The 13,942-nt window shown below is 39.9% G+C and carries 6 protein-coding genes; 5 read left to right on the top strand and 1 reads right to left on the bottom strand.

The genetic code is table 11. From position 1 onward, the window contains the following. Positions 1–52 precede the first annotated feature (52 nt). Positions 53–2,086, bottom strand: a complete 2,034-nt coding sequence (locus tag CYO89_RS06325) for an ATP-dependent helicase (protein ID WP_103597613.1) — start codon at positions 2,084–2,086, stop codon at positions 53–55. Positions 2,087–2,151: 65 nt separating this feature from the next. Between CYO89_RS06325 and pbpC the strand changes: the two genes are divergently transcribed. The 5 genes from pbpC (at position 2,152) to CYO89_RS06300 (ending at position 13,823) form a co-directional block, all read left to right on the top strand. Beyond that, entirely contained in the window at positions 2,152–4,320 is a 2,169-nt protein-coding gene (gene pbpC, locus CYO89_RS06320; RefSeq protein ID WP_103597611.1) for a penicillin-binding protein 1C, read from the top strand. 1 nt (position 4,321) lies between these two features. Further along, entirely contained in the window at positions 4,322–9,445 is a 5,124-nt protein-coding gene (locus CYO89_RS06315) for an alpha-2-macroglobulin family protein (RefSeq protein ID WP_103597609.1), read from the top strand. Between the two features lie 123 nt (positions 9,446–9,568). Then, the gene (locus CYO89_RS06310) at positions 9,569–12,193 is read left to right on the top strand and encodes a valine--tRNA ligase (protein ID WP_103597607.1); all 2,625 of its coding nucleotides are present in this window, start codon (positions 9,569–9,571) and stop codon (positions 12,191–12,193) included. Next, positions 12,193–13,149, top strand: a complete 957-nt coding sequence (locus CYO89_RS06305) for a methionine ABC transporter ATP-binding protein (RefSeq protein WP_103597606.1) — start codon at positions 12,193–12,195, stop codon at positions 13,147–13,149. The genes CYO89_RS06310 and CYO89_RS06305 overlap by 1 nt, the downstream gene beginning before the upstream one ends. Next, the gene (locus CYO89_RS06300; RefSeq protein ID WP_002940443.1) at positions 13,149–13,823 is read left to right on the top strand and encodes a methionine ABC transporter permease; all 675 of its coding nucleotides are present in this window, start codon (positions 13,149–13,151) and stop codon (positions 13,821–13,823) included. Before CYO89_RS06305 ends, CYO89_RS06300 begins: the two co-directional genes overlap by 1 nt. Positions 13,824–13,942: the final 119 nt, after the last annotated feature.

Below are 13,942 nucleotides of genomic sequence, written 5' to 3'. Positions count from 1 at the left end.
GCTTCTCTTTGTAAAAAATTGGTAAATTCTACTTCACAAGAGTAAATACTCTCTAAGCTTCCTCTTTTGCCATGCCAGCCTCTATCAAAAACCTACTTGGCTGATAATTCACCTTCTTTATCTTGTCGTATTTTGCATAGCTAAGATATAGCTCGTCTTTAGCCCTTGTTACTGCCACATAAAAGAGCCGCCTCTCTTCTTCTAGGCTACCACCCATGCTCATTAGCTTTAAATTTGGAAAGCGGTTTTGCGCGAGATCGACGATAAAGACTTGGTCAAATTCAAGCCCCTTGCTCGCATGCACGCTAAGCAAGCTAACGCCCTGTCCTTCGCTCATCTCGTTGCTTCCAAGGGCTAAGAAGTTATAAAATTTACTGATATCTTGATATTTTTTAGCTAGCTCGCTTAGCACCACGCTCTTTGCCATTATGCGCTCTTTGACCTCTTCTTTTAGCGCCAGATCTACGTTGCCATTTTTTAGAGTTGCCCTTTTTGTGCTAATATTTTCAACGATTAGCGAGTAAATTTTGCTAGTTTTTATCTCATTTATCATCGTAGCTGGCTTTGAGATATTTCTCATGCCTCTTAAAAAGTTGTAAATTTCATATAAAAACTGCGCCCCACTCTCACTTAGCTTTTGTAGTTTTAGCACAGGGTGGCCCAGGAATTTATCGCTAAAACCAAGCTTAGAAAACCTCGAAACCTCGGCAAATTCGTCAAGATCGTCAAAAAGGCCTAGCTGGTAGTTTCGCCTTTTGTTTGATGAGATATTTACGCTCTCGTCTGGCTCAACTATCCCTTTTATCAAATTTCCATGTCCAAGCTTAAGAAGTGCATCAAAAATTTCTTTGCTAACTGCGCTGCCAACGCCCCTTGCGTATTCGCAGATGTGGATAAATGCCATTATATCTTTTGGATTGACATAAATTCCCATGATGTCGATGAGCGCCTTGATCTCACGGCTCTCAAAAAAGCTCACCCCGCCCTTTCGCTTTGAGCCGATGCCTCGCTCTTTTAGCGCGACTTCTATGCCGTCCGCTGATGAGTTATTTCTAAAAATTATGGCGATATTTTCTCTATTAAATGGCGAGAACGAGATGATATCAGCGATATTTTGATACTGATCAAAAAGCTCATTATAGACAAGCAGCCTTGGAGGCTTGAAATTTCCCTCGCGGCTAACTGTGAGGTGCTTTTCATAAAGCCTTGGGTTGTTGTTTATGACCTTGTTTGCAAGGGCAAGTATGCTTGAGCTTGAGCGGTAATTTACATTTAAAGCGTAGATATTTGCGTTTGGGAAGCGATCTTTAAATGAGCCAATGATCTCGATATTTGCACCGTTAAATGCGTAGATGCTCTGGTCAAAATCGCCCACGCAAAAGAGGCTCTTTGTCTTAAATGCGTCTATGAGACTGCCTTGAAGCGTGTTTGTGTCTTGATACTCGTCGATCAAAATTTCATCATAAGCTAAATTTGCCCCCTTTTTTAGCTCATCACGCATTTTTATAAGAAGGTCGTTAAAGTCAGCGTAAGAAAATTTAGCCTTCTCAGCCTCAAACTCCTCTAGCACATCTTCATAAATTTCAGCATAAACGCCCTGCTCTTCGCTCTTATCGCTTATCCATTTGCCAAAAGTAGTGCCTTGCTCGCTGTTTTGAAATAACGAATAAAGATCGTATAGATATGCCCCGCCATAAGGTTTGACGTCGCTTAAGTGGTAAAATTTACGCCTCTCAACAAGACTTTTTAAAAGCGTCTTTAGCTCGCTTGGCTGCTTTAGCGTGACGCCTTTATCAAGGCTTTTTAAAAGCGAAAATGAGACCGAGTGAAAGGTGCCTGCGGTGATTTTGGAGGTGATTTGTTTATCAAAATATCTATTTAACCGCTCTATCATCTCGCTCGCTGCTTTGTTTGTAAATGTTAGAAGTAAAATTTTCTCTGGCTTTACGCCTAAATTTAAAAGATGTGCTATGCGAGCGACTATGGTGCTAGTCTTGCCAGTGCCAGCTGAAGCGATGATGAGATTGTGTCCAAATGGCGCAGTTGCGGCGGTGTATTGTTCTTTGTTTAACCTAGATAAGGGCATTGTTTCCTCTTTTTTAAAAAGGCCTAATTATAGCTACTTAAACTTTAACAGCTATAATCACGCGGATGAAAAAGTTTAAATTTCTAAAATTTATTGCCCTATTTTTGGCTCTAATGGTTGCTATTTTTTTGATATTAGATCAAATTTATCCACTAAATTTAGATGCACTCAAAAAAAACGAAGCCAAAATTTTGCTTGATAAAAATGGCGAGATCATAAATATGAAGCTTAGTAGCGACGGAATTTGGAGATTTCACGAGCAAAGCTTCCCAAATTCGCTAAAACAATGCGTCGTTCTCTTTGAAGATAGATACTTTTACTACCATTTTGGCGTAAATTTTGCCTCCATTTTTAGAGCATTTTTCCACAACCTAAGAAGCGACAACCGCATAGGCGCTAGCACTATCACTATGCAAGTGGCAAGGATGCTTGAGCCAAGTGACAGGAGCTATAAAAATAAGATAAGAGAAATTTTTAGAGCATTTCAGCTCGAGCTTCACTTTAGCAAGGATGAAATTTTAAATTTATACCTAAATTTAGCCCCATATGGTGGCAATATCGAGGGTGCAAAGGCGGCAAGCTTCTTTTACTTTGGCAAGGAGCTAAACGAGCTTAGCTACGCTCAGGCCGCACTTTTAAGCACAATACCCAAAAATCCAAATAAAAATAGACTTGACCGCGTTTCAAACATAAATGCGCTAAAAAACAGGGTCATAAAGATGCTTTATAAGGCAAATTTAATTGATCTTAGCGCCTTTAAAAGGGCTCAAGCTGAGCCATTTAAAAATGTAAGGATAAGAGCCGTCGTAAATGCAGGTGATTACGCAAATGTCGCTTTTAAAAACCAAATTTCAAAGGCGAGCTTGGATCTAAATTTACAAAAAGATATGCTTAAAATTTTAAAAGATGCGATGTTTTCACTAAAGGCTAAAAATGCAAATAACGCAGCAGCTGTGGTCATCGACAATAAAAACATGAGCGTTGTTGCCTTCATAGGCTCGCATGATGAGCGCGCACGTGATGGCAAAAACTCAGCCCTAAATATGAAGCGAAACACAGGTAGCACGCTAAAGCCTTTTATCTACTCGCTAGCCCTTGATAGTGGCCTTATCACACCAAATTCGCAACTAATCGATACGCAAATTTATATAAATGAATATGTGCCAAAGAACTTTAGTAATGACTTTTTGGGGCTTGTAAGCGCAAAGGACGCTCTAAATTTTAGCCTTAATATCCCAGTTATAAATTTAGACTTAAAGCTAAAAGATAACTCACTTTATGAGCTACTTGAAAAGGTAAATTTAGTTGATGAAAACAAGGAGTTTTACGGCTCTTCGATAGTTTTAGGCAGCGCTGAGATGAGCCTGATTGATCTTGCGCATCTTTATACGATATACGCAAATGGTGGGGTTTATAGACCGCTTGAGTTTGCGGGCAAAAGCTACAAAAATGAAGATAAAAACATAACCCTCATCTCGCCTCAAAGCGCCTATCTAACTGCCAAAATGATGAGCGAAGCCTCAAGGTCATATCTAAAAAATGCTTGGCAATACGCGCAAAACACGCCAAAGATCGCCTTTAAAACAGGCACAAGTGCAAACTCACGCGATCTTTACGCCATAGGAGTTGATGAGGACTACACAATAGCCGTCTGGGTGGGTAACTTTAACGCCGAAAAAACTGACAAACTAACTGGGCTAAATGACGTCTCAAAGATCGTTTTTGATATGTTTAAGCTCATCGCTCAAAAAAGAAATTTAAGCTTTATGAGTGAGCCAGAGGGCATCGAAAAAGTGCCAACCTGCCTTGATGCTTTTAGTTATGAAACATGCAAAAAAACGGCGCTTGATGATAGGATAGTTGGAGTTAAACTGCAAGATAAATGCGAGAGTTTAAGAGGCGAGGAGCTTGAGTTTTTGATAAAAAATGGCTTTTTAGACAAAGACGAGGTCAAAAATAGCCCTTGTGCTGAAGTTTTTAAAGATAAAAAGCCAGTTTTTGCCTATCCGTATAACGGCGAAGAGATCGTGACAGATGAAAATGTAACACAAATTATGCTAAAATGCTACGCGTTTTTAGGTGATGAAATTTACCTGAAAGTAGATGATTTGAACTTTTCTAAGACAGAAAATGCAAGCGAAAAAAGGCTAGATCTAACTCTTGGCGAGCACACTTTAAAATGCCTTGATCAAAACTCAAATCAAAGTGAAATAACAATAAAACTAAGGAGATAAAATGCAGCAAAAAGCGCTACTTCTAGCACTTTTAGGAGCAGTAAATTTATATGCTTTAAGTCTAAATGGCAGTGTCGAGATAAAGTCGCCTTTAAGCGTGGAATTTGGACTAGAAGATGATGTTAGCAAAAATCTCATAGGCACGCTAAGCGAGAAAAAGCTTATCTCGTGCGAGCCAGCGCTAAGTGGCACGGTGAAATTTAACGCTCAAAGCCTTACGCTTTTTACAAAAGATATGCACGCAGGTGCTGAATACAGCTGTAAGCTAGAAAATGGCAGCAGCGCTAGCTTTGAGACGAAAGAATTTGCGCTTGAGAAGATAGAAAAGCTCTCTGATAGCAAATTTATCCTTAAATTTAATGACGAAGTTAGTGAAGAGCTTGTAAAAAAAATAGCCGTAAAAGGTGCAAGCTTTAATGCCTTGCAGCTCTCTCAAAACAGCTTTGAGCTTGATCTTGATAAAAATATAAGCGAGCCTACTTTTGATCTTGGAGAAAATTTTGAGAGTAAATTTGGCGCTAAGCTAGCAGGCGATGGCGTGGTGAAATTTAGTGAGCAAGCAAGCAGTGAGAGCGTAAATATAAACGCTGAAGCTAAAAGCTTTGAGATAGCTAAAATTTATCCGACAAGCCTTGATAACGGTATCTTGGCATTTAGAATTTATCTAAAAGAGTGGCTAAGCGATGATAATAATCTAAAGAAATTTATCAAGATAAAAGGCGTAAAAAGCTTTAGTATAAGCGACGTAGCATATAAAAATGATGATGAAAATAGCGCGCCAAATTCTGAGCTTGAGGGGTATGATTATTACATCGATATTACAAGCGATGAGTTTAAACCGCAAAATAGCTACGAGATCACGATAAAACCAGGCTTTGGAGATGATAGAAATGTCGTAAGAGAGGCCAAAACCTACGAGGTGGTCGCTAGCAACTTCACTCCATTTGCAAATTTCACAAACGAAGAGCCTTACATCTCAAGCGTGGGCGAGATCGGCATCAGAAATGCAAATTTACCTGAGCTAAATGTAAGCGTTGAAAAGTTAAGCGATCAAAATTTTAGATACTTTTTAAATTTCAACGACAATAGCGAAGATCTAAGCAATTTTAGCTCAAAAGTAGCAAGCAAAAGCTACAAGCTAGAGGGTGCATTAAACGAAATTTCACTAAACAAGATCAAGCTTGACTTTGCAGGAGCAGGAGACGGCGTCTATAAGATAAGCTTAAACTACGGCAAAGATAAGAGCGTCTCAAAGGTCGTCTATCTAAGTGACATCGCCATAAATGCAAAGCTTGGCAAGGATGAAATTTTTGTCTTTGCAAACCGCCTTGGCGAAAACACAATGCTACCAAACGCAAATGTAAAAATTTATGGCAAAAGAAACGAAGAGATCGCAGTTGGCGCTACAAATGACGTCGGCGTCTTTAAATTTAACAAAAAAGATATCTACAAAGAGATCTCATCAATAGTCGTCTCACTTGGCAAGGAGCAAAATTTCCTCATCATAAAAGATGGCGAAGCGCTAAATGAGGCAAAGCTCATCAGCCAAAATCCAAGCGAGAGTATCGACGCTTACACGCATTTTGCCTCAAATATCATAAGACCAAACGAGAGCTTAAAAGGTGCTATCTATCTAAGAGATAGGGACTTTAACCCGCTTAAAAATATGCCAGTTAAGATCAAATTTATCGATCCTCAAGGCAAAAGTAGCGCCCAGATCACGCAAAATACAAATGATGTCGGCATGATAAATTTTGAAAAAGAAATTTTAAGCGATCTAAGCGGTAGATTTAACATGCAGATAATCTACACTAGCAAAGTGATAGCGAGTGTGCCATTTTACGTCGAGAGCTTCGTGCCAAACAAGATAAAAAATGACATAGCCATAGACGCGGATAAATTCTTTGCAAACGAGCTAGTAAAGGTAAATTTAACAAGTAGCTATCTCTTTGGCGGAGCAGCTAGCGACTTAGCTGGCAGTATGCAGGTTAGTTTCTTTGATGATGAGTATAAAAATAGCGAATTTAAAGAGTATAAATTTAAAAACGACACCCTAAAAGCGGCTGCCTATCCAAGCATGGAAAATGATCTAACTCTTTCAAAAGATGGCAAATCAAGCCAGATGATAGATCTTAGCTTTAACACCAAAAACGCACCTTCAATAATAAAAGGTGTCATAAATTTCAACGTAAATGACGATGGCAAAAACGTAAGTGACGCAAAAAGCTTTACGCTCTATCCTTATAAAGATATGGTTGGCATCGCTGCTAGCACGGCATTTGCTGATCCAAACGAAGATGTAAAGATAAGAACAGTCGTTGTTGATATGCCAAGCCAAAAGGCAGTGAAGTCAAATTTGAAATTTGATATAAAACGTGTCACATGGCAGTATCAAAGGGACGCAAACGGCTATATAAAATGGATCCAAACGCTTGAAGATGTGGATAGTTTTTATAAAAATAGTGGCGAGTTTAGCTATAAATTTACGCAAAGTGGCTCATACGTCATCACTGCTACAAATTTAGTAAGTGGTGCAAGCACGAGCCTAGATATCGACGTAAGCGGCTACAACTACTCAACTCTAGCGCCTACAAAAGAGCTTAGTAAGTCTCAGATAAAGCTAAACAAAAGCGTCTATAAAAAAGGCGACGAACTAAGCGCAGACATAAGCTCAGCCATAAAAGAAGGCATCGCGCTTGTCACACTTGAAGACGCAGGCGTCAAAGCCTATAAGGTCGTAAAAATCAAAAACAACTCAGCAAATGTTAAATTTAAACTTGACTTTGACTTTAATGGCCTTTACGTGAGCGCAAATATCTACCGCATGACTGACGCTGGACTAACTCCATTTAGAACCTACGGCAAGGTCTATGCAAACGGCGATAAATCTTCAAGAAAAATAGAGCTTAGCTTAGAAGCGCCAAAAAGCGCAAAGAGCGATGAAAATATCAAAATTTCACTAAAAACAAAGCCAAAAGCTTATCTGAATTTATTTATCACAGATGTTGGCGTGCTTGATATCACTTCACAAAAACCAGCCGATCCGCTTAAGTTTTTTGACAAAATTTTACCTGATGGCGTCTTTGACTACGACATCTATAATATGCTCACAAACTACAAGGTCGAGGGCAAAACGCTAAGCTTTGGCGGTGATGCTGCGGCGATGGCAGTGGCGGCAAAAATGGCAAAGCATGCAAGTCCAGTTGATAGCAAAAATGTAAAAACTTATGCAAATTTAGTGAGCCTTCAAGCAGACGACAAAGGCGAAATTTCATACGAGTTTAAAACGCCAAATGGCTTTAATGGCGCCATTAGAGTAGATGCTGTGGCAAATGACGCAACTGCAATGAACGCCGTAAATAGCGAGATAAAAGTAAAAGATGATGTGATCATTAAGCCAAGTGCTTTAGTTTATCTTTTAAAAGGCGATGAATTAAGCGCAAACTTAAGGCTTATAAATACGACAAATGCCGACAAAAACCTTACGATAAATGTAGCATCAAGTAAAAATTTAAACATCAAAACGCAAGAAAATGCTAATCTAAAGCCGTTTGAAAACAAGGCGTTTGTGCTTAAAATTTCAGCCCTTGAAACAGGTGCTGGCGAATACAATGTCACAATAAGCGACAAAAATAGCTCAAAAACGCTTCAAAATTTACTAGATGTCGTTAGCCCTTATACGATCAGCACCTACGCAAAGAGCAGCGTCTTTGACAAAGAGAGTAAAATTTCACTACCAAAAGGCTATCACGATGTGAGCGTTGATGCCTCAAGCTCGGTCTCAAGCGTGCTTTTAGCAGCTTCTAAAAATTTAGTCCAGTATCCTTACGGATGCGCGGAGCAAAGGAGCTCAAGACTGCTTGCGCTTTTAAATTTAAAACCAAAAGATGAGCTTGAAAAAAGCGATCAAAAGAGATTTATCGTTAGCGGCATAGATGAGCTAGTCAAGATGCAAAAGCCAGATGGCAGTTTTGGCTACTGGAGCGATCTAGGCGAGACAAATGCATTTGCAAGCATCTTTGCAACTGATGTTTTACTTGATCTTAGCGAGGCAGGATATGAGGTAAGTAAAGGCGTCAAACAAAATGCGCTAAACTCTCTTTTAAAATACGCAAACAACGACCTTGAGGCACTTTACGCTCTTTATGTAAGCTCACGTGCAAGTATGGCTGACAGATCTATCTTAAATAAAATTTATGACGACAAAGCCTACAATAAAACAGCACTAAGTAAATACCTAATGGCAGCAGCCCTAAAGCTAAACGGCCTAAATGACGAGGCAAAAGTCGCGCTAAAAGATATCAAAAATGCCAAAACAAGCGAAGAAAATCCATCTGATTTTAGCTCAAAAGTAAGAGATAACGCCTTTATCTTATACTTGCACGCAAAATACTTTGAGAAAAACGACTACTCAGACGACCTTGCAAATTTCTTGATAGTAAATTTAAATGAGCTAAGCTCAACGCAAGAGCGTGCATTTACGCTAAGAGCGCTAAATGCCTACTTTGGCAAAGATAGCGGCGAGAAAAATAATAAATTTAAGCTTAGCTACAACGGCGAAAGTAAAGAATTTGACGGTCTTTTAAGCACCTCTTTTACTACAAAAAATGGCGAATTTAGTATCACTCCACTAGGCTCAAATAAGCTTTATGCGACTATCTTAAGCTACGCTTATTTGCCACTTGAGATCAAACACAAAATCGAGCCAAAAGAGCTTGACATCTACCGCACATTTGTCGATGAAAAAGGCAAAGAGCTGGGTCTTGACAGCCTAAAAGTAAATGACGTCATCTACTCAAAAGTGGTGATAAACTCAAAAACAATGGTTAAAAATGGCGTTATTAACGAGATCGTAAGTAGCTGCTTTGAGCCGATAAATGAAAATTTAAGCAACTTTAGCAAGAGCTTAAAAAACAGCTTACAAGTTGAGTATAAAAGCATAAAAGATGACCGCGTGCTAAGCTTTTACACGCTAAGTAACGACGAAAAAGACGCCGTGTTTTACACACCTTACCGCGTAAGACTTGGTGGTAAATGCTCGCTTGGTGCAGTCACAACTGAAAATATGTATAACGAAAGACAAAACGACTACGACCTAGCCGTGAGAAGCTTTACTGTCAAATAAGCCATATAAATTTCGGGGCGTTTAACCGCCCCAAGCCCATATTTCCCCCACTTTTGCAAAGATTTTTTTAAACAAATTTTAGATAACATTAAGCATTTTTTAAACGAAACTGAGGAGAGAAAAGTGTCAGAATTTTACAATGCAAAAGAGATAGAAGATAAATTTTATAAAATTTGGGAAGAACGCGGATACTTCGAGATAGACGCAAACAAAGATATCCAAAAAGATGGACGTAAATTTTGCATTATGATGCCACCTCCAAACGTGACTGGCTCGCTTCACATCGGACACGCCCTAACCTTCACGCTTCAAGATATCATGACTCGCTACAAGAGGATGGACGGCTACAAGACACTTTGGCAGCCAGGACTTGACCACGCTGGTATCGCTACTCAAAACGTCGTTGAAAAGCAGCTTTTGGCTCAAGGTATCAAAAAAGAAGAGCTTGGACGCGAGAAATTTGTAGAAAAAGTGTGGGAGTGGAAGGAAAAAAGTGGTGGCATGATAGTTCATCAGATGCGAAAACTTGGCATCACTCCAGCTTGGTCACGCCAGAGATTTACTATGGATGAGGGCTTAAGAAAAGCTGTGAAAAAAGCCTTTGTAAATTTATACGACAAAGGGCTAATAGTCCAGAAAAACTACATGATAAACTGGTGTACGCATGATGGCGCACTCTCTGACATCGAGGTCGAGCACAAAGAAAATAAAGGCAAGCTTTATCATTTGAGATACTACTTTGCAGACAAGCCAAGCGAATTTGTTGTTGTTGCGACCACTAGGCCAGAAACATACTTCGGCGATACGGCGGTAATGGTAAATCCAAACGATGAGCGCTATAAAAATTTAATCGGCAAAAAAGTTGTGCTACCTATCATAAATAGAGAGATTGAGATCATTGCAGACGAGCACGTTGATATGGAGTTTGGAACAGGCCTTGTTAAGGTCACGCCTGCGCACGATCAAAACGACTATGAGGTAGGCAAAAAACACAACCTTGAGTTTATCACCGTCTTTGATGAAAAAGGCATCTTAAACGACAAATGCGATAAATTTGCAGGACTTGAGAGGCTTGAGGCTAGAGATATCGTCGTGGCCGAGCTTGAAAAACTTGGCAATGTCGAAAAGATAGAAGACTACGAAAATCAAGTAGGTTACTGCTACCGCTGCAAAAACGTCGTCGAGCCATACATCTCAAAGCAGTGGTTTGTCAAAAAAGAGATCGCAGACGAAGCGATACAAAAGGTCTCAGAGGACCTTGCTAAATTTTACCCGCCGCACTGGATAAACAGCTTTAACGCGTGGATGAGAGAGCTAAGAGACTGGTGTATCTCACGCCAGCTTTGGTGGGGACACCAAATTCCAGTATTTTACTGCGATGATTGCGGTCATATGTGGGCTGACGAGGGAGAGCCGTGCGAGTGCAAAAAGTGCAAAAGTAAAAACATCCACCAAGACCCAGACGTTCTAGATACGTGGTTTAGCTCTGGTCTTTGGCCATTTAGCACGCTTGGCTGGGGCAATGAAAATGAGCTAAAAAATGAAAAATGGTTTGAAGGCGACTTGGCTGAGTTTTATCCAAATAACCTTCTCATAACTGGCTTTGATATATTATTTTTCTGGGTTGCTAGGATGATGTTTCAGGGTGAAAATGCCCTTGGCAAGCTGCCATTTGACGACATCTACCTGCACGCGCTTGTAAAAGATGAGTTTGGCAGAAAGATGAGTAAAAGCCTTGGCAACGTCATCGATCCGCTTGATAGCATAAATGAGTATAGCGCCGATATCTTGCGCTTTACGCTAACGCTTCTAGCCGTTCAAGGACGCGACATCAAGCTAAGTGACGCCAAGATGAAGCAGGTAAGAAATTTCACCAACAAGCTTTATAACGCGAGCAAATATCTCATGCTAAATGAGAGCAAATTTGCAAATTTAGAGGATATCAAGCTTCAAACAAAGCTTGGAATTTATATGAATAGCCGCTTTAGCGAGTGCGTGAGAGAGGTGCGCGAAAACATCGATGCCTACCGCTTTAATGACGCTGCAAACACACTTTATAAATTCCTTTGGGATGAGTTTTGCGACTGGGGCATCGAGCTAAGCAAGGCTGACAAAGCGAGTGTAAAAGAGCTTGGAAGTATATTTAAAGAGGCGATGAAACTACTAAATCCTTTCATGCCGTTTCTTTCAGAGTATCTATTTCAAGAGCTTAGCGGCACACAGCTTGAAAATGCAAAATCAATAATGGTGATGAGCTATCCAGAGGTAAAAGAGCGAAATTTAGATGTTGAGAAGAAATTTGAGCTAGTTATAGAAGCGATCGTGGCTATTCGCCGTGCAAAAGCTACTATTGATCTTGGCAACTCAAAGATTGCAAAAGCCTTTGTTAAATTTAACGAAAAAATAGATCTTGACGAGGTTAAAGAGTATATCAAGCTGCTTGCAAAATGCGAAGAGATCGGCTTTGTAGATGAGAAAATCGAAAATTCTATCAGAGATGTGAGCGAAAATTTAGAGGCATTTGTCCCGCTTGAAGGGCTTGATATGAGCGGTATCATCACAAGGCTAAGGTCTCAAAAGACAAAGCTTGAAAAAGAAATAACCAAACTCTCAAGCATGCTAAATAACCAAAATTTCGTAGCAAACGCACCAAAAGAGGTCATAGAGACAAACAAAGAGGCCTTGCAGAGCGCTGAGGCTAAATTTAAAAAAGTATGCGAAGAGTTAGAAGCTCTTGGAGAAAAATAGTGATAAAAATAGAAAATTTAACCAAATTTTATGGTGATACGCAGATCCTTTTTGATGTAAATTTAGAGGTTAAAAAGGGTGAAATTTTTGCTATCGTGGGGCACAGCGGCGCTGGTAAATCAACGCTTTTAAGGTGCATAAATGGGCTTGAGAGCTATCAAGGTGGCAGCCTAAAAGTCTTTGATCAAGAGATAAAAAATTTAGATGAGACGCAGCAGAGACATTTAAGGCGAGATGTTGGGATGATATTTCAGCATTTTGCCTTGATGGCTAGAAAAAACGTCTTTGAAAACGTCGCTACTCCACTTAAATTTTGGGGCTACAAAAACGATGAAACCGAGAAAAGAGTGAGAGAGCTTTTAAATTTAGTCGGACTTGAAAGCAAGGCAAAAAGCTATCCAAGCGAGCTAAGTGGCGGTCAAAAACAGCGTGTGGCGATCGCCAGAGCGCTTGCTTTAAATCCTAAAATTTTACTAAGCGACGAGGCGACTTCGGCTCTTGATCCAAACACGACAAATCAAATTTTAGAGCTGCTTGAAAAGATAAATAAAGAGCTAGACATCAGCGTCGTCATCGTCACGCACGAGATGGAGGTTGTAAAATCGATCGCAAAACGAGCGATACTGCTAGAAGGCGGTAAGATCATAGGCTCTGGAAGCATCGAAGAGCTATTTTTAAAGCCAGACGAGAAGATGAAAGAATTTTTAGGCGAGGTGGAAATTCTGCCAAGCACTGGGACAAATATCAGGCTATTTTTCCCAAAAGAAGTGGCTCAAAACAGCGTGATCACGCACATGGCAAGAAGCCTAAATATCGACTTTAACATAGTCTGGGGCAAGCTTGAAAAGCTAAACGATAACGTCCTTGGCTCGCTTGTCATAAACATAGATGAAAAAGATAAAGAAAACGTGCTTAACTATATCAAGCAAAGTGGCGTTTTGTGGGAGGTTGCTTGATGTTTGGTATTGACTTTTCTAAATTTCCTGATGTTTTCTCTAGGATACTTTTGCCAGCTATCGGCGAAACGCTATATATGAGCATCGTCTCAACCCTGCTCGCTTTTGCCATAGGCCTTATACCAGCGGTTTTGCTCATCCTTTCAGACAAAAACGGCCTAAAGCCAAACAAGCAGCTTTATTTTGTGCTAGATATCGTTATAAACGTGCTTAGAAGCTTTCCGTTTATCATTTTGATCATCGTGCTATTTCCAGTCACAAAAATGATCGTAGGTACAAGTATCGGCACCACAGCTGCGATCGTTCCGCTAACTATCGGAGCGGCTCCGTTTGTAGCAAGGCTCATTGAAAATGCTCTAAAAGAGGTTGATAAAGGCATCATTGAAGCAGCGCAAAGCTTTGGTAGCTCGAAATTTCAGATCATTTTCCGCGTGATGTTTGTCGAGGCACTTCCTGGCATCATCTCGGCATTTACACTAACGCTTATCGTAAATATCGGCTTTTCAGCGATGGCTGGTGCAGTTGGCGGTGGCGGACTAGGATCAGTCGCTATAAACTACGGATATCAGAGATTTCGCCCAGATATCATGCTCTACACCGTGGTTATTCTTATCATTATGGTTCAAATTTTCCAAGTTTTAGGCAACTATCTCTATAAAATTTCAAAAAAATAAGGCCACATTTTTTATCTGATTTTAAGCTTTTTTTCTTAAAATTGCAAAATTAATTTTAGCTGAAAGGATAAAAGATGAAATCAGATATGTGCCAGATGTGCCACCTACTAAAAAACGCG

It is taken from the genome of Campylobacter concisus, from assembly GCF_002913765.1.
Lineage (GTDB): Bacteria > Campylobacterota > Campylobacteria > Campylobacterales > Campylobacteraceae > Campylobacter_A > Campylobacter_A concisus_BB.
The sequence above is the reverse complement of the archived record's forward strand: the minus strand, read 5'-3'. Positions and strand labels throughout refer to the sequence as shown.